This window comes from Salinispora pacifica DSM 45544, from assembly GCF_000378845.1.
Lineage (GTDB): Bacteria > Actinomycetota > Actinomycetes > Mycobacteriales > Micromonosporaceae > Micromonospora > Micromonospora pacifica.
In genome coordinates this window covers 1,222,269-1,238,554 of sequence record NZ_KB905359.1, presented here as the reverse complement: position 1 = coordinate 1,238,554, position 16,286 = coordinate 1,222,269, and the positions used below count along the sequence as shown (strand labels likewise).

Sequence of the window (16,286 nt, the reverse complement as noted above, 5' to 3'; positions counted from 1 at the left end):
GCCTCCTTGAGACAACGGCCGCTCCGCCTGGCAGGCTGCCTCCCATGACCTTGAAGCTGCGTTCGTTCGGCATGAGCGACCGTGGGCTGATCCGGAGTGGGAACCAGGACGCCCTGTACTCAGGTAGCTGGCTCGTCGCCGTCGCCGACGGTATGGGTGGGATGGCCGCTGGTGATCTTGCCAGCTCGATGGCGATCAGTTCGATTGCGCCAATCGACGTGGCGACCCCGGAAGATGAGCTGGTAGCTGCGTTGCAGCGGGCCATTGCGGTGGGGACGGCACGAATCCGGCAGGCCGTCAGCGCGGAGCCGGAGCGCCAGGGCATGGGTACCACGCTGACCGCCCTGCTCCTTTCCCGAACGGGCAGCTGTCTCGCGTTGGCTCACGTCGGTGACTCCCGGGCATACCTGTTCCGCGAGGGCGTGCTCAAACAGATCACTCGGGACGACACGTTCGTGCAGCTCCTCGTTGACCAGGGGGTCATCACCCCCGATGAGGCGAGTAGCCACCCCCGGCGAGCGGTCGTGACCCAGGCGCTGCAGGGCGAGGAGGTCTCCCCGGCCTACGCGACGATGGTCCCCTGGGCCGGCGATCGTTGGTTGCTGTGCAGCGATGGGCTGTCGAACGTGGTCCGCCCCGAGACGCTCACCGAGGTGCTTGCCGAACACCCCGACCGGACCGAGTGCGCCCAAAAGTTGATCGACCTGGCGCTGCACGCCGGCGGCCCGGACAACGTCACCGCAGTCGTTGCCGACCTGGTGGCGGAGTGAGCCTCAGCGGCGGCGCGGATTGGCCCGCCGGGTCGGCTCGGCGGTCGTCGGATCCACCGGCCAGGAGTGCCGTGGGTAGCGCCCGCGCAGCTCCGCCCGCACCTGCGGGTAGCCGGACCGCCAGAAAGAGGCCAGGTCCCCGGTGACCGCGACGGGACGCCCGGCGGGGGAGAGGAGTCGCAGCAGGACGGGGACCCGACCAGCAGCGATCCGGGGTGCCTCCGGCCAGCCGAAGGTCTCCTGGAGCCGGACCGCCAACACCGGTGTGGTCGGATCCGTGTAGTCGACGCGGATCCGGGAACCGCTGGGCACCGTGAGTCGTTCCGGGGCGATTTCGTCCAGGCGGGCCGCGAGTGGCCAGGGCAGCAGGCGGCGCAGCGCGGAGAGCACATCAATCCGGGCCAGGTCGGCCCGTCGTCGCGCCCCAGCCAGCTCCGGCGCGAGCCAGTCCGGCGCCGCCGCCAGCAGCGCCTCGTCGTCCACCTCGGGCCACTCGTCGCCGAGCGCCGTGTGGCAGAACGCCAACCGCTCGCGTAACGCCCGGGCCGCCGGGGACCAGGTCAGTAGCCCCAGCCCGGTACGGCGCAGGCCGTCCACGAGCGCGTTGCGCAGCTCGTCCCGGTTGGGCGCGGCGAGCGGGCGTTCGACGAGGTCGAGGGAGCCAAGTCGGACCACCTCCCGAGCCACCACATCCGTCCCGGACCAGGCCACCTCGCGCGTCGTGGTCAGCAGCGAACCGCCGGCGGACCGGGCGGTCGCCTCGTCGATCGGAGCCGCCAGTCGGATTCGGGCAGCCGGTGCGCCCGGCGTCCGATCGGCGACCGCGACCGCCAGCCACACCGAATCAGTCAGTGCCGAACCGGGCGCCAGCGTTGCGGCGGTCCCACCACTCATCAGGTATGTCGGGTCGCCCGGCCGCCGGACGCGGGCCAGCCGTTCCGGGTACGCCAGGCCGACGACCAGCCCCGCGGCCAGGTCGTCGGGGCGGCTGGGCTCCGACGACCTCGGTGCCGGGCTCGCGGGCAGGGCGGTACGCAGCCGGCGTACCTCGGCTCGCCAGCGGTTGGTGGCGGTGGCGTCCGTTCCGGAGCGAAGCCGTCGCAGCGCGGCGGTGAGGTCGTCCCCGGGGCCGGCAACCCCCTCCTCGGCGAGGAGGGCGACCACCTCGGCCGCACGGTCCGGGCCCAGCTGGGCGGCACCGTCGATCAGGGCGCGGCCCAGCCGGGGGTGCGTGCCGACCGCGGCGATCGCCCGGCCACGGCTGGTGACCCGCCGGTCGGCGTCAAGCGCGCCGAGCGCGACGAGAGACTCCTGGGCCACGGCGAGCGCGGCCGGCGGCGGTGGGTCTGGCAGCGCGAGGCCGTGTCCGTCCGGCGTGCCCCAGGCCGCGATGTCCAGCGCGAACCGGGTGAGGTCGGCGGTGGCGATCTCTGGCTCCGGCTGTGCGGCGAGTCGCTCGTGGTGCGCAGCCGACCAGCAGCGGTACACCTGTCCCGGGCCCTCCCGGCCGGCCCGACCGGCCCGCTGGGTGGCGGCGGCCCGGGACACCGGGACGGTGACCAGCGCGCCCAGCCCACGGGCGAGGTCCGTGCGCGCGACGCGGGCCAGCCCCGAGTCGACGACCACCCGTACCCCCGGCACCGTCAGGCTGCTCTCCGCGACCGATGTCGCCAGCACCACCCGCCGACGGTCGCGGTCGGAGCTGGCGCGGGGTGGGGCGTCGGGGGCGCCGAGCCGGAACGGTTGTGCCCGCAACACGGCGTCCTGCTCCGCTGGGCGCTGCCGGCCGTGCAACGGCAGGACCGCGACCTCCGCGGGCAGGCCGGCCAGTCGGGCGCTGATGGCAGCGATCTCGCCAGTACCGGGGAGGAAGGCCAACACGTCGCCGTCGTGGTCGCGCAGGGCTCGCCGGATGGTGGCCGCGACATGGTCGAGTAGCACCGGATCCACCCGGCCGCTGCCGGCGGGGAGGACCGGGCGGGGCGGCGGTGCCCAGATCCGGGCCACCGGGTGCGCCGCCGCTGACGCCTGCACCACCGGTGCGGGCGTGTCACCGCCGAGCAACGCGGCGACCCGATCCGAGTCGGGGGTGGCCGACATGCCGAGTAGCCACAGCTCCGGGCGGAGCGCGGCCCGCGCCTCCACCGTGAAGGCGAGCGCCAGATCGGCGTCGAGCTGCCGTTCGTGGATCTCGTCGAGCAGGACGGCGCTGCTGCCGGTCAGCTCCGGGTCCCGGTGTAGCCGGCGAACCAGCAGGCCGGTCGTCACCACCTCGATCCGGGTGCGTGGTCCGACGCGGCGATCGCCCCGAACCGCGTACCCGACCCGCTCGCCCACCCGTTCGCCGAGCAGCGCGGCCATCCGGCGCGCGGCGGCGCGGGCGGCCATTCGGCGGGGCTGTGCTACCAGCACCCGGCCGGTCACCTCCTCGGCCACGGCGAGCGGGAGCAGTGTGGTCTTGCCGCTGCCCGGCGGCGCAACCAACACCGCGGTGCCGGTAGCGCGCAGCGCCGCCAGCACCGCGGGTACCACCGGCCGGACCGGCAGGTCAGTGGGGGCTTCGGAGAACACGGCAGGAGTGTCCCACCGGCGGTGGGTCAGTCGCCGCGTACCCCGTCGATGCCGGCGACGAAGGCGCGCCAGGCCCGGGTGGAGAAGGCGAGCACCGGGCCGTGACGGTCCTTGCTGTCCCGGACTGCGACCTGGTTGGTCGATGTGGACATCTCGATGCAGTTGCCGTTGCCCACACTGCGGCTGCTGGTGCGCCACTCAGTCCGGTCGAGCGCCGTCATCACGTACCCCTCGTCAATGCCGGCGTGCCTCGCCGGCGTTACTTAAAGTTACGAGAAGCTGCCAAAAGATGTGCCTGGGACGCTGCTGGATCGAGCGCCAGACGGCGCAGCTCCTCGTGCACCAGGCTATACCCAGCAACGTGATCCGCCCCCTCCAGAGCCAGGCCTGTCGTGAGATTTTCCAGGTAGACCACGGCCGCGTCGGCCGTGTCGGCGAAGGCCAGGATGACGTAGGGCGCGCTCATGGCGGGGTGCCCGCCGGCCGAGAAAGGTAGTACCTGCACCGTAACGTTCGGTAACTGTGCGACCGTCGCGATGTGCGCGAGCTGGTCGGCCATCACCGAGTTCCCGCCGACCGGCCGGCAGAGCACCGCGTCGTTGAGAACGACCGACAGCTCCACCGGGTTGTCGCGGTGCAACACCTCCTGGCGGCGCAGCCGCGCGGCCACCTTTCGTTCCAGGCCTTCCTCGCCGGCGGTGCGCCGGAAGACCTCTCGCGCGTACGCCTGGGTCTGGAGGAGCCCGGGTACGGCCTCGCCTTCGTAGGTGTGCAGTGCGGCGGCCTCCGCCTCCAACCCGACGTAGAACTCGAACCACTCCGGTAGGACGTCGCTGTAGCTCTGCCACCAGCCGCGCTGCTGGGCGCCGCGGGCGATCTCGATCAGTGCCTCGGCGTCGGCGCCAGTCACCTGGTAGAGGGCGAGAGCGGCGCGGACGTCGCGCGGCTTGATGCCGATCTGGGCGTTCTCGATCCGGGATAGGTTGCTCTTGGACATGTCCAGCTGGCGCGCAGCGGTGTCGAGCGTCATGTTGGCATGCTCGCGCAGCTGGCGGAGTTCACGGGCGATACGGCGGCGGCGTACGGTCGGGCTCGCGGTCACCCTCCGAGTCTGTCACGACAGGATCCCCAGGTCGCACGAATACGGAGTGCAACCCTCCTAATTGGGAGTTGCAGTTCAGCGCGGTGCAGTGCATTCTTGCCCAGTTGCGATCACTGTGGATGAGACAGGTGGGAGGACCGGGTTGCTGGTCGCCGACGAATTCTTCCTGATCGCCCACAACGATACCCGGGGTAGGGCGAAGCTACATCCGTCCGCCACCGGCCTCGGGCTCGCTGGCTGCCTCCTAAGTGAATTAATCCTCGGCGGACATATCACTGTGGCTGGTGGTGACCTTTCGGTCGTCAATACTCGGCCGCCTGCCGATGCACTCGCCCATACCGTGTTGGACCAACTGGTCGGCGAGTCACAACACCAGTCGGTGCGAATCTGGCTCAGCTTCCTCGCACAGAGTGCCGCCACCTCGGTGGGGGAGCGGCTGTCCCGGGCGGGCGTGCTGCGTCGTCAGGAGAGCCGGCGGCTCCTGCGCAGCAAGGTCGGCTATGTCCCGGTGGATCCGAACGCGGCAGCCTGGCCGGCGACCCGCCTGCGGTTACTGCTGGAGCGGTCGGACCCCCCACCGACCCTCGCTGACGCGGTGCTACTCGGGCTGACCGCCGCGGCGGGCCTGAGCCGGGAGCTGTTGTGGAGCGTCGGACCCCGAGCCGAGCACCGGTTCACCGAACTGGTTGCCTCACTGCCGCTGCCATTGAAGGAACTGCAGACACAGACCGAGGCCGCTGTCGGGGCGGCGGTGCTGCGCGGTTCCTCGTGATCGCGAATACAACATCCCTCGTGTTTCTCAACCGGAGTGGTAATGCCCTCGACAGCAACCATGGAAAAACCGAGCAACGTCTCTGAGGCGCTGGCCCGTGGCCGGCTCGGTGTGCCATCGGTGGTCTTCTTCGTCCTTTCCGCGGCCGCACCACTAACCGTGGTGGCGGGTGTGGTGACCACCGGCTACGGCGTCATCGGCGTGCTCGGCATCCCGCTGGCCTTCCTCATGATCGCCGCGTTGCTCGCCCTCTTCTCAGTTGGCTACGTGACAATGGCACGCCGGCTCGTCAACGCTGGCGCCTTCTACTCGTACGTCTCCCGCGGGTTGGGTCGTCCGGCCGGTGTCGGCGCCGCGTGGGTGGCGCTGATCGCGTACAACGCCCTGCAGGTCGGGCTGTACGGCACCATCGGCGCCGCCGCCGAGCCGGTCCTGGACCGGCTCTTCGGCGTCAGCGTGCAGTGGTGGCTGGTGGCCCTCGGCGCCTGGGCGTTCGTCGCCGTGCTGGGGCTGCTTCGGGTCGACATCAACGGCAAGGTCCTCGCGGTGCTGCTGCTCGCCGAGATCGCAGTGGTCCTGGTGTTCGACCTTGCCCAGCTGGGCAATCCCGCCGGTGGCCAGGTCAGTTTCGCCGCGTTCGCACCGGACAACCTCTTCGTCCCCGGCCTCGGCGCGGTGCTGGTGCTGGCGATCCTCGGTTTCGTCGGGTTCGAGGCGGCGGTGGTGTTCAGCGAGGAGAGCAAGGATCCCCGCCGGACGGTGAAGGTGGCCACCTACCTGTCTATCGCGATCATCGCGGGCATCTACGCACTCTCGTCGTGGAGCATGACCGTCGCGGTCGGGCCGGACCAGATTTTCGAGCAGGCCGGCGAGCAGAGTGTCGCGCTGATTTTCAACCTGGCCGCCGAGCACCTCGGCGACACGGTCGTGACCATCGGCCAGGTGCTGTTCCTGACGTCGGTGGTGGCCGCGATGATCTCCTTCCACAACACCACCGCCCGGTACGCGTTCGCCCTCGGCCGGGAGCGGGTGCTGCCGGCGGCCTTCGGGCGGACCTCGCCGAGCAGCGGCGCCCCTCGCACGGCCTCCCTCGCCCAGAGCGCTCTCGGCCTGGTCGTGATCCTGCTGTACGCGGTCAACGGGTGGGACCCGATCGTGCAGCTCTTCTTCTGGTGCGGTACCAGCGGCTCGTTCGGGGTGCTGCTGTTGATCGCCACCACCTCGATCGCGGTGATCGCCTACTTCGCCCGCGATGGCCAGGGGGAGTCGCTGTGGCGGCGGGCAGTGGCACCCGGGCTCGCCGCGGTGGCGTTGCTGGGCGTCTTCACCCTGGCGGTACTCAACTTCGCCGACCTGCTCGGCGTCCCGGCCGACCACACCCTGCGCTGGGGAGTCCCGATCGCGTACCTGGTGGCCGCGCTGCTGGGCGTGGGGTGGGGGCTGGTCCTGCGGGCCAGCCGTCCGGCCATCTACGCCCGGATCGGGCTCGGCGCGGAGAGCTCCGCCACGGGCCTGCCGGAGACGACCGATCCGCCGACAGCGGCGTCGGAGCGGGCGGAGGCCCGGCGGTGACCGGCATCGGTGTCGAGCGTCTCGGGCCGGAGCGGACGCAGCTGGTCGCGGAGCGGGTCGCCGCGGCGTTCCTGGTGCTCGACGCGTCGCGCTGGCTGGTGCCCGACGCCGGCAAGCGGGAGGTGGTGCTCGCCGGGCAATTCGAGATCGTTGTTGACCACGCGATGCGGCACGGCCTGGTCTTCGGCACCACCGACCTGACCGGGGTGGCCGTCTGGCTTCCCTCGATCGGCGCGAATCCGGCGCCACCGCCACCGGACTACGATGCCCGGCTCGCGGCGGCGTGCGGCGAGTGGAGGGATCGCTTCGCTCACCTCGATGAGCTCTTCGCCGCGAACCACCCGCAGCCCGACCACCATCATCTCGCCTTCCTCGCCGTGCAGCCGGACCGGCAAGGCCAGGGAGTGGGCAGTGCGTTGCTGCGGCACCACCACGCGTGGCTGGACGCCGAGCGGATGCCCGGATATCTGGAGGCCTCCAGCGAGTTGGGCGTCGAGCTCTACGCCAAGCACGGCTATCAGGTACGTGAGCCGTTCCGGTTGCCCGACGGCACGCCGTTCTGGCCGATGTGGCGGGAGCCGGCGCTGATCTGACCACATGGTGACCGGGCGGCAAGCCCGGCGACGGTGTCTGCCGCCCCGCTCGGCCCGCGCCCTGGCCTCCCGCCTGCCGGCGCGGGCCGAGCGGGGCGGTTCGGCATGGTTACCTCTTGTCCAGGTGGGTAACTCATCCCTCGGTGCGTCCGGCGAGGAGCGGAACACTTCTCGCGGCAACGGGCGTCCCCACCCGAATTCGGACCTGACATCCCGGTCGGCCGGCAGCCGGACGGAATGGGACCCGAGCATCGAGGAGGCCACACCATGCCCGGTGAGATGAGAAACCGTGGAACCGAGCACCGCCCATCGGCGGCCGAGGGGGAGCGGGGGGCGCTGGTGGCGGTATTGGTGATGGTGCTCTTGGGCGTCGCGGGCATATTCGCGCTGTCCTGACCTGGGCCCGGTGCACCCCGGCTGCCACCGGCGGCCGGGGTGCACCGGGTATCGGTCCAGGTCGACACGGCCCTTCCACTCGGTCGGTCAGTGGCGGCCAGCAGCCACGTGCGCCGGCGGCGAGGGTTAGTCCGGTTGTCGCTGCGGTGCCTGCAGGTGGAGCCGGCCCAGCAGCTGACGGGCCTGCTCGGCATGCTGCTGATCAACGACGACCGCGTACTGGTTGGCACGCAGTGAACTGGCCGAGGTGAAGTCGCGGCGACCGCCGGTCATCGCATGCGCCACCGCCCCGAACACCGCACCCCAGATCGCTCCGATCACCAGACCGGCGAGGACCACCGCGAGCCAGTTGCCCGCGGTGAAGATGCCGAACAGCAACCCGATGAAGAGACCGAACCACGCGCCGGTACCGGCACCGAGCAGCCCCGCCCGTCCGGTACTGAGCCGTCCGAGGACCGTCTCGACCAGGGTGAGGTCGGTGCCGACGATGGCGGTGTGCTCTACCGGGAACCGGTTGTCCGCCAGGTAGTCGACAACCCGCTGGGCGGTGCGATAGTCCGGGTATGAGCCGATAGTCACCGTCGGCGGCCCCATCCCCGGCCCGTCGCCGTCGCCGCTGGGGGGCGACGGATGACCCGCCGGACCGGAGGGGATGGTGTCGCCGCCCGATAGTCCGGGACGCCAGGCTGAGCTCGGACGCGAAGGTGTGTTCATGAGTGTCCTCCTTCGTCAACCAACCAGGTTCCCCGTCGGCCAAGGGGGTAACCCGTGCTCGCCGAACCACGGGTGGCGGCGCACCGGCGACCAGTAGGCTCGACCGGTGTCCGGGGAAGCGGCAGGCGTGGTGGTGGTCGGCGCGGGTCTGGCCGGGGTGGCGTGCGCCCGTGAACTTGCCCGGGCGGGCGTACCGGTGCAGCTTCGGGAGCGGGGGCGGGTGGCCGGCGGACGGATGGCCAGCCGGCGTTTCGCGGGTCGCCCGGTGGACCTGGGCGCCGCCTACCTGACGGGCAGCGACCCGGGCTTCGCTGAGGTACTGCGGCAGTGGCGGGCGGCGGGCCTGGCCCGCGAGTGGACCGACACCTTTTTCGCGTACCGCGGCGAAGACCGGCGGGAGGTGGTGGGACCCATGCGCTGGGCCGCACCCAGCGGGCTGCGCTCGCTGGTGGAGCAGCTCGCCCAGGACCTGCCGGTGGACCTCGGCCGTCCGGTGCACCGCGTCGGACCCGGTCCGACCGTGGACGGGCAGCCCGGCGCGGCGGTGGTGCTGGCCATGCCCGGCCCGCAGGCGGCGGCGCTGCTGGACCCGGCCCTGACCACCGCGACCAGGGCCACGCGAGTCCAGGGCTGGTCGCCGTCGCTCGCCGCGATGCTGCGCTTCCCGGAACGTTGTTGGGGCGAACTACGCGGCGCCTTCGTCAACGACCATCCGGTGCTCGCGCTGGTCTGCGATGATGGCGACCGCCGGGGCGACGGGGCACCGGTTCTCGTCGCGCACACCACCCCGGAATTCGCCGCCGCGCACCTGACGCAGCCCGCCGCCGCGGCCTCCGCCATCGGGCTGGCAGTTCGCGACCTGCTCGCGTTGCCGATGTCGGCCGAGGAGTTGTACGTGCACCGGTGGACGTACGCGCGGCCGACCGTGGAAGTGACGGCCACCTACCACCTGGACGCCGACGGGATCGGCCTGGCCGGGGACGCCTTCGGCCCGCCCCGCGCCCAGACCGCCTGGCGCTCCGGCCACGACCTGGCCCGGGCTCTGCTCGCCCGCCTCGCCGACCAGTAGCGCCACCTCGCGCCGGGACGGGTTCGGCAGCGGCGGCTACCGGAGCGGCCCGCGTCGGGCAGGTCAACGCGACCGGCGACGGTCGGAAAACGCCGAGGATCGCTGCGGAGTGCCGGTGCGGTGACGGGGTATGCGCGCGAGGTAGTCCATGTGAAGGAGGGCATCATGCCGGAAACCCTCGCGGTGCGGCAGGTCGACATCGGGGCCGCCGTGACCGATATGTGGCGGGCGGTGCTGTTGTTCATACCGAGAGCCATCGCGTTCATCGTGATCCTCGTGATCGGGTGGCTCATCGCCCGAGCCGTCCTCAAGGCGGTGGACGCGGCGCTGGAACGGGTGAACTTCGACCGCGCCGTGGAGCGCGGCGGTATCAAACGGGCCCTGGCGCGTACCAGGTACGACGCCAGTGACATCCTCGCGCGGCTTGCGTACTACGCCGTACTGCTGTTCACGCTGCAGTTCGCCTTCGGGGTGTGGGGACCCAACGCGATCAGCGACCTGATCAGTGGTGTGGTGGCCTGGATACCGCGAGCGTTCGTGGCGATCGTCATCGTGGTGGTGGCCGCGGCGATTGCGAGCGCGGTCCGTGACCTGGTCAGTGGTGCGCTCGGCGGTCTCACGTACGGCCGGGTCCTGGCCGACGCGGCGGCCGTCTTCATCCTGGCCCTCGGTGTGATCGCGGCGCTGAACCAGGTCGGCATCGCCACCACGGTGACCACGCCGGTGCTGATCGCCGTGCTCGCCACGGTGGCCGGCATCCTGATCGTGGGTGTCGGTGGTGGTCTGGTCAAGCCGATGCAGAGCCGCTGGGAGGGCTGGCTGAACCGGATGGCCGAGGAAGGACGGGCCGTCCAGCAGCACCGGCAGGCACAGGGAGCCGGCCGTAGCGACGTCGAACGGCAGATGGCCGACCGGACCGGGCCCGAACGGGAACGGGCGGAGGCGAAGACCCACGAGGCGGCGACCGCGGGTAGCGGTGGTCGCAGGTCAGGCGATGACACCCAACAGTTCGACCGTTGAGTGGCGACCGGAGGACGGGGGTGGTCACCGTGCGGGCCACCCCCGATCCGGTTCAGAGCGGCGGGAGCGGGGCCGGTCGGGGACCGTCCAGGGACCTGGCCAAAGCGGCGACCGCGAGGAGGCGGGTGAGAAGCCAGTCCGGCGGGCCCGCCCAGTCGATCGGCCCCGCCGGCGGGTGCCAGTCGTGCTCCCGCGCGGCGGCGTGGATTCCCTCCGTGTAGCCGGCCAGGGCAGCGACGGTCAGCGGCCGGCGATCCCCATCCAGGCTCTCCCGGACCGCCGCGGCGTGCTGGTCAACCAGGGCGAGGAGCCCGGGCCGCGCTGCCGCCGCAGCCAGGCCCTCGGTGCCCACGGTGCTGGACAGCGACGCCAGCGTCGTGCGGGCGGCGTCAACGAGCATGCGGGGGTTGACCCGTTCCAACGGTGCGCGCATGGGGAACGAGACTAGCCCGCGGAACCGGCGGTTGACCTCGCCTGGTCAGCGGTTTTGTTCCTCGACCGGTTGGCCGACCGGGCCGGTGTCCCGGCCCGGTCGAAGCGATGTGGGGCCTGCCGAGGGGCGCCCAGCGCGCGCGCCGGTGCCGGTGCGTCCCGTCAGTCGGGGCACACCGGCCCGGCCCGGCGCTGTGACCGGCCCGGTGGGCGAAGGTCGGTGTTTGAGATCACATGGTGTCCGGTCCGGTCCGCCCGGTCGTGGACGGGCGATAGGCCCGGTCCGGGTCAGTCGGTTCCCGTCCGGTCCCGGCAGCCTGGCCGCCGCGGTCCACCGCCTGGGGCCCGTGCCCGAACGCGGCCTCCTCTCCGGCGTCGTTTGCGGTTACGTCATCGGCCTGGCCGTCCATCGCCGAACGAGCGATGGCCCGGTCCAGCTCCGCCAGGGGAGTCCGCTCCTCGTCACGCCACGCCTTGTCGTCGGTCATACCTCCGGCGGTACCCGACTTCCACCCGCGCGAAACCCGCCGACGGCCCCCGGTGGTGCCGGAGGCCGTCGGCGAGGAGCGCTGTGGATCAGGGCTGCGGGCGGTCGACCTTGCCGCGCCAGGCGCCGGTTGCCTGGTCGCGTCCTTCGATGAACTGCTTGAACCGTTCTAGGTCACCCTTGGCCCGGTGGTCCACGACGCCGAGCGTGTCCCCAGCGTGCTCCACCGCGCCGTGCGGCTCGAAATCGAGCTGGAGCGTGACCCGGCTGGTGTGTTCGTCCAACCGGTGGAAGGTGACCACCCCGGCGTGCTGGGCGCCACCGATCGAGCGCCACGCGACTCGTTCGTCCGGGAGCTGTTCGGTGATCTCGGCGTCGAACTCGCGTCGCACCCCGGAGATCTCCACGGTCCAGTGGGTCATCGTCGGGGAGAGGTGCCGCACCTCCTGTACCCCCTCCATGAAGTGCGGGAACTCCTCGAACTGGGTCCACTGGTCGTAGGCGGTGCGGATCGGGACGGCGACATCCACGTATTCCACGACACCACTCATCAGCTCCTCCTCCCCGTCGTCTCTGGCGGCTCGGGCCGGGTGACCGGCCCGGTTACCAGCGGGTCGTCTCGTTGCGGTGGCCGAGCGCGGCCCAGATCTCCGAGATCGTCTGGTAGCGGGTTCCCGTGGGTAGGCGTTCCAGCTCGGCGACCAGGTCGGCCGGAGCGTCGTTGTCCCGTGCGTTGGCGACCAGTGTCTCGCGGTCGCCCGGCAGGGCGGTCATCGTGATGAACCGTCCGAGCCGGCTGCGGGCCTCAACATCGTCGGAGCTCATGCCCTGCGGGTTGCCGCTGCGCAGCGCGCCGGCCGGCGACGTGGTGGGCTCCGGTTGGTCCTCGCCCGCCGGCTCCGGCTGACGGAACTCGTTGACGCGCGAGCCGGCCGCTCCTGGACCCTGTACGAGGCCGCTGACCTCGCTCTCCATCTCGTCGTCGAGCCTCGGTCCGTGCTTGCTGCTGCCGCGTTCCATGTCTTCTGCGCTACCCGACGGGCTCCGGGGGTAAACCCCGGACTGATTCGGTTTGTCGGATCGGCTGTGGGGAAAGATCACTGTAGACCCACTGACGCGGAGGAGGATCGAGATGCCCGGGCGGGAGGACATGCCCAGCACGCTGCGACGCTCCCCAGACAAGGCGCAGCGTACCTGGGAGAAGACCCACGACTCGGCCCTGCAGACGTACGGCGGGGGGGAGCGGGCCAGCCGGACCGCGTTCGCGGCGGTCAAGAACGAGTTCGAGAAGGTCGGCGACCACTGGGAGCCGAAGGGCCGCAAGGGTCCGAGCGACCGGCAGGCCGCGGGTGGCGGTCCCCAGCGTCGCGCGGCGACAGCGGGGGGCGTTGACGCGAACGCCAGCAAGGACCACCTGTTGCGGGTCGCCCGCAAACTCGACATCTCTGGCCGGTCAACCATGACCAAGCCGGAACTGGTGCAGGCGATCGAAAAGGTCAACAACCGGCGGACCGCCCAGGCTCGGCAACGGGGCCGGAGCCGTTAAACCCCGGCTCGGATCGGAGCCGTTACACACCCGGTTCCGAGCTATTACACCACCCTTCGGCGCCCGGGCGGCCCACTCACCAGTGGCCGCCGCCCGGCGCCTGAAGGTGTACCACCTTGGTGGCGGTGAACTCGTCGAGCAACTCCGGCCCGTACCCGAAGCCCTGCCCGCTGCCCCGACGTGGATGCGCGGCCCCACCCGGCGCCCCGCCGAAGACCGCGTTGATCTTCACGGTGCCGACCGGGAGGTCCCGGCAGGCGCGCTGCGCATGACTCATCGACGTCGTCAGCACAGTCGCAGCGAGGCCGTACGGCGAGTCGGCCGCGCACCGGAGCCCCGCCGAGAACGAGTCAACCACCACGACCGGGGCGACCGGGGCGAAGGTCTCGTCGCGAACCAGGGGCATGTCCTGCCGGCAGTCCGTGACCACCGTCGCCGGGTAGAAGGCACCCGGCCCATCCGGTAACGTGCCGCCGACCCGAAGCTGGGCTCCCTGCGCAACCGCGGCCGTGACCTGCCCGTGCACGTGGTCGCGGTGTCGCCGGTCAACCAACGGGCCCAGCTCCGTCGCCGGATCGACGCCCGGGCCGGTACGCAGGGCCCGCGCCCGTTCGACCAGGGCGTCGACGAAGTCCTCGGCCACATCCCGGTGTACGTAGATCCGCTCCACCGCGACGCAGATCTGGCCGGCGTTGGCGAACGCACCCATCGCCGCCTGCTCCGCCGCCCACAGTGGGTCCACGTCCGCGTCCACGACGAGCGGGTCGCAGCCACCGTTCTCGAGGAGCACCTTCGCCCCGGTCCGGGCCGCCGCGGCGGCGATCGCCCGGCCGGTGGCGGTCGAACCGACGTGGGCGAGCACGTCCACCGGCTGGGCGGCCAGTGCCGCGCCCACCTCGGGGCCTCCGGTCAGCAGCGAGAGCACGCCGGGCGGTAGCGCCGTGTCCACCGCCTTCGCCAGCAGCCATCCGGTCGCCGGAGTCCGTTCGCTGGGCTTGTAGAGCACCACGTTGCCGGTGACCAGCGCCGCGCCGAGCAGGCCACAGGAGACCGCGACCGGGTCGTTCCAGGGGGTGATCGCGGCGACCACACCGCGGGGCTGCGGCAGCATGAAGTCGATCGCCTCGGCGGCGCCGTGTAGGGTCCGCCCACCGCGGATCGGTGCCAGCTCGGCGTACTGGCGTAGGGTGCCCACGCCCGCCTCCACCCCGCCCCGCGCATCCGCGAGCGGCTTGCCCATCTCCACGGTGGTGGCCTGCGCCAGCTCGGCGGCGGCCGCCGCCACCGCGTCCGCGGCCCGCTGTAGGGCGGCGGCCCGCTCCGCCGGAGGTGTCCTGGCCCACTCGGTGGCGGCGCCCCGCGCCGCCGCCACCGCCTTGCGGACCTCCTCCGCCGTCGCCACCGGCGCCGAGCTGACTGCAGTGCCGTCGGCCGGGTCGTGGACGACCAGGTCGCCGCCCTCGCCGCCCGCCCCCCACACCCCGCCGATGAGCTGAGTAACCGTGTACATGCGGCGATAGATGCCCCGGGTGGCCCCGGGCAAACGCTATTCGCTCCGGTGACCGCCGGCTAACATGATCCAGTGAGTCGAATCGATGTGGCGTCCCCGGACGCCATCGTCGTCGGAGCGGGCCACAACGGCCTGGTGGCCGCCAATCTGCTCGCCGACGCCGGTTGGGACGTGCTCGTGCTGGAAGCGACCGGGGCGCCCGGCGGCGCGGTCCGGTCAGCCGAGGTCACCGCTCCTGGCTACCTGAGCGACCTCTACAGCTCCTTCTACCCCCTTGGCTACGCGTCGCCGGTGCTGCGTCGGCTGGGCCTGGACCGGCACGGGCTGCGGTGGCGACACGCCCCAGATGTGTTGGCGCACCTGCTGCCGGACGGGCGGGCGGCGGTGCTCAACCGCGATCCGGAGACCACCGCCGCCTCCCTGGAGAGCTTCGCGGCGGGTGACGGGGAACGGTGGCTGACGGCCTACGACGACTGGCGCCAGGTGGGCGGCCCGGTGCTGGACGCCATCACCACCCCCTTCCCGCCGGTGCGTAGCAGTCTCGCGCTGCTACGCCGGCTGCGGGTCGCCGGCGCGTTGCGTCTGGCCCGCCGGTTGGCGACACCGGTACGCCGGCTCGGCGACGAACTCTTCACCGGAGCGGGCGGGACGGCGCTGCTCGCCGGCTGCGCACTGCACACCGACCTGGCCCCGGAGGAGGCCGGCTCCGGGGCGTACGGGTGGCTGCTGGCCATGCTCGGTCAGCAGGTCGGTTGGCCGGTGCCGGACGGCGGTGCCCAACAGATCACCGATGCGCTGGTGGCTCGGCTCACCGACCGGGGTGGTCAGATTCGCTGCGGCGCGCGGGTGGATCGGGTGCTGACCGCCCGGGGGCGGGCGATGGGTGTCCGGACCGAGGACGGCGGGCTTTGGCGGGCCCGCCGTGCGGTGCTCGCCGACGTGCCGGCACCCGCGCTCTATCTGGATCTGGTCGGGGCCGACGTCCTGCCACCGCGGCTGGTGGCGGATCTGACCCAGTTTCGCTGGGACGGCTCGACGCTGAAGGTCGACTGGGCGCTCTCCGCCCCGGTGCCGTGGCGGAACCGGGCGGTCGCCACCGCCGGCACCGTGCACCTCGGAGCCGACCTCAACGGGTTGACCAGCTATGCGGCGGCGCTGGCCCGCGGGGAACTCCCCCGGGACCCGTTCCTGCTGGTTGGGCAGATGACAGTTGCCGACCCGAGCCACTCGCCACCCGGTACCGAGTCGTTGTGGTCGTACACCCACCTGCCGTTTCGACGGCGGTGGCGGGTCGAGCAGATCGCGGCGCAGGTGCAGCGGATGGAGCAGGTCCTGGAGGAGGCCGCCCCGGGCTTCCGCGCGCTGGTGGTGGGCCGGCACGTGGCAGGACCGGCGGACCTGGAGGCCGGCGACCCGAGCCTGGTCGGCGGGACAGTCGGTGGCGGCACGGCCGCCGCCCACCAGCAGCTCTTCTTCCGCCCGGTCCCGGGACTCGGCCGCGCCGACACCCCCGTTGACCGGCTCTTTCTGGCCAGTTCGTCGGCGCACCCCGGCGCCGGGGTCCACGGCGCACCGGGTGCGAACGCGGCGCGGGCGGCGTTGGCCCGCGACGCCGCGCTCACCGGTGGTGTGTACGCGGCGACAATCGGCGCCGCCCAGCGCGCGGTCTACCGCTGACCGTGGCGCGGCGTGGTGCGACCCCGCCGGCACCGCGTCCGTCTCGACGCGCTAC

At 72.0% G+C, this 16,286-nt stretch carries 17 protein-coding genes; 8 read left to right on the top strand and 9 right to left on the bottom strand.

All coding sequences use genetic code 11. From position 1 onward, the window contains the following. Nucleotides 1–44: 44 nt before the first annotated feature. The gene (locus tag SALPAC3_RS0105580; protein ID WP_018220279.1) at nucleotides 45–770 is read left to right on the top strand and encodes a PP2C family protein-serine/threonine phosphatase; all 726 of its coding nucleotides are present in this window, start codon (nucleotides 45–47) and stop codon (nucleotides 768–770) included. Nucleotides 771–773: 3 nt separating this feature from the next. On the opposite strand, the gene hrpB is transcribed toward SALPAC3_RS0105580, so the two are convergent. From hrpB to SALPAC3_RS0105565, 3 genes are read right to left on the bottom strand one after another with little or no spacing between them, the layout of a single operon-like run. Next, nucleotides 774–3,341: an ATP-dependent helicase HrpB gene (gene hrpB, locus SALPAC3_RS0105575; protein WP_018220278.1), complete on the bottom strand. Its 2,568-nt coding sequence runs from the start codon at nucleotides 3,339–3,341 to the stop codon at nucleotides 774–776. Between the two features lie 26 nt (nucleotides 3,342–3,367). After that, nucleotides 3,368–3,562, bottom strand: coding sequence for a DUF397 domain-containing protein (locus tag SALPAC3_RS0105570; RefSeq protein WP_018220277.1), 195 nt, complete (start codon nucleotides 3,560–3,562; stop codon nucleotides 3,368–3,370). A gap of 38 nt (nucleotides 3,563–3,600) precedes the next feature. After that, nucleotides 3,601–4,443, bottom strand: a complete 843-nt coding sequence (locus tag SALPAC3_RS0105565; RefSeq protein WP_018220276.1) for a helix-turn-helix domain-containing protein — start codon at nucleotides 4,441–4,443, stop codon at nucleotides 3,601–3,603. A 142-nt stretch (nucleotides 4,444–4,585) separates the two neighbouring features. Between SALPAC3_RS0105565 and SALPAC3_RS0105560 the strand changes: the two genes are divergently transcribed. Genes SALPAC3_RS0105560 through SALPAC3_RS0105550 form a run of 3 tightly spaced genes read left to right on the top strand, consistent with a single transcriptional unit; the run spans nucleotide 4,586 to nucleotide 7,380 of the window. Then, entirely contained in the window at nucleotides 4,586–5,215 is a 630-nt protein-coding gene (locus tag SALPAC3_RS0105560) for a GOLPH3/VPS74 family protein (RefSeq protein WP_018220275.1), read from the top strand. Nucleotides 5,216–5,257: 42 nt separating this feature from the next. Next, complete coding sequence (locus SALPAC3_RS0105555) at nucleotides 5,258–6,787, top strand: APC family permease (protein WP_026185260.1); 1,530 nt, start codon at nucleotides 5,258–5,260, stop codon at nucleotides 6,785–6,787. Further along, on the top strand, nucleotides 6,784–7,380 hold the full coding sequence (locus SALPAC3_RS0105550; RefSeq protein ID WP_018220273.1) for a GNAT family N-acetyltransferase: 597 nt from the start codon (nucleotides 6,784–6,786) through the stop codon (nucleotides 7,378–7,380). Before SALPAC3_RS0105555 ends, SALPAC3_RS0105550 begins: the two co-directional genes overlap by 4 nt. A 522-nt stretch (nucleotides 7,381–7,902) precedes the next feature. On the opposite strand, the gene SALPAC3_RS0105540 is transcribed toward SALPAC3_RS0105550, so the two are convergent. Next, nucleotides 7,903–8,370 (bottom strand): general stress protein, encoded by a 468-nt coding sequence (locus SALPAC3_RS0105540; protein ID WP_018220271.1) that lies wholly within the window; start codon nucleotides 8,368–8,370, stop codon nucleotides 7,903–7,905. A 247-nt stretch (nucleotides 8,371–8,617) separates the two neighbouring features. Between SALPAC3_RS0105540 and SALPAC3_RS0105535 the strand changes: the two genes are divergently transcribed. Together SALPAC3_RS0105535 and SALPAC3_RS0105530 are read left to right on the top strand one after the other, a co-directional pair. Then, complete coding sequence (locus tag SALPAC3_RS0105535; RefSeq protein WP_018220270.1) at nucleotides 8,618–9,559, top strand: NAD(P)/FAD-dependent oxidoreductase; 942 nt, start codon at nucleotides 8,618–8,620, stop codon at nucleotides 9,557–9,559. A 165-nt stretch (nucleotides 9,560–9,724) separates the two neighbouring features. Then, the gene (locus SALPAC3_RS0105530; protein ID WP_026185258.1) at nucleotides 9,725–10,579 is read left to right on the top strand and encodes a mechanosensitive ion channel family protein; all 855 of its coding nucleotides are present in this window, start codon (nucleotides 9,725–9,727) and stop codon (nucleotides 10,577–10,579) included. Nucleotides 10,580–10,631: 52 nt separating this feature from the next. Here the strand turns inward: SALPAC3_RS0105530 and SALPAC3_RS0105525 are convergent, their stop codons facing one another. The 4 genes from SALPAC3_RS0105525 to SALPAC3_RS0105510 form a co-directional block, all read right to left on the bottom strand. Next, nucleotides 10,632–11,012 (bottom strand): DUF6401 family natural product biosynthesis protein, encoded by a 381-nt coding sequence (locus SALPAC3_RS0105525; protein ID WP_018220268.1) that lies wholly within the window; start codon nucleotides 11,010–11,012, stop codon nucleotides 10,632–10,634. A gap of 229 nt (nucleotides 11,013–11,241) precedes the next feature. Next, the gene (locus SALPAC3_RS0105520; RefSeq protein WP_011905647.1) at nucleotides 11,242–11,499 is read right to left on the bottom strand and encodes a hypothetical protein; all 258 of its coding nucleotides are present in this window, start codon (nucleotides 11,497–11,499) and stop codon (nucleotides 11,242–11,244) included. Between the two features lie 88 nt (nucleotides 11,500–11,587). Beyond that, nucleotides 11,588–12,049, bottom strand: coding sequence for an SRPBCC family protein (locus tag SALPAC3_RS0105515; protein WP_018220267.1), 462 nt, complete (start codon nucleotides 12,047–12,049; stop codon nucleotides 11,588–11,590). Nucleotides 12,050–12,101: 52 nt separating this feature from the next. After that, nucleotides 12,102–12,518, bottom strand: coding sequence for a DUF2795 domain-containing protein (locus tag SALPAC3_RS0105510; protein ID WP_018220266.1), 417 nt, complete (start codon nucleotides 12,516–12,518; stop codon nucleotides 12,102–12,104). A gap of 112 nt (nucleotides 12,519–12,630) precedes the next feature. Between SALPAC3_RS0105510 and SALPAC3_RS0105505 the strand changes: the two genes are divergently transcribed. Beyond that, the gene (locus SALPAC3_RS0105505; protein ID WP_018220265.1) at nucleotides 12,631–13,044 is read left to right on the top strand and encodes a ChaB family protein; all 414 of its coding nucleotides are present in this window, start codon (nucleotides 12,631–12,633) and stop codon (nucleotides 13,042–13,044) included. Between the two features lie 76 nt (nucleotides 13,045–13,120). Here the strand turns inward: SALPAC3_RS0105505 and SALPAC3_RS0105500 are convergent, their stop codons facing one another. Beyond that, nucleotides 13,121–14,554, bottom strand: coding sequence for an aldehyde dehydrogenase family protein (locus SALPAC3_RS0105500; RefSeq protein ID WP_018220264.1), 1,434 nt, complete (start codon nucleotides 14,552–14,554; stop codon nucleotides 13,121–13,123). Nucleotides 14,555–14,641: 87 nt separating this feature from the next. On the opposite strand from SALPAC3_RS0105500, the gene SALPAC3_RS0105495 reads away from it, so the two are divergent. Continuing rightward, on the top strand, nucleotides 14,642–16,231 hold the full coding sequence (locus SALPAC3_RS0105495) for a phytoene desaturase family protein (RefSeq protein ID WP_018220263.1): 1,590 nt from the start codon (nucleotides 14,642–14,644) through the stop codon (nucleotides 16,229–16,231). Nucleotides 16,232–16,286: the final 55 nt, after the last annotated feature.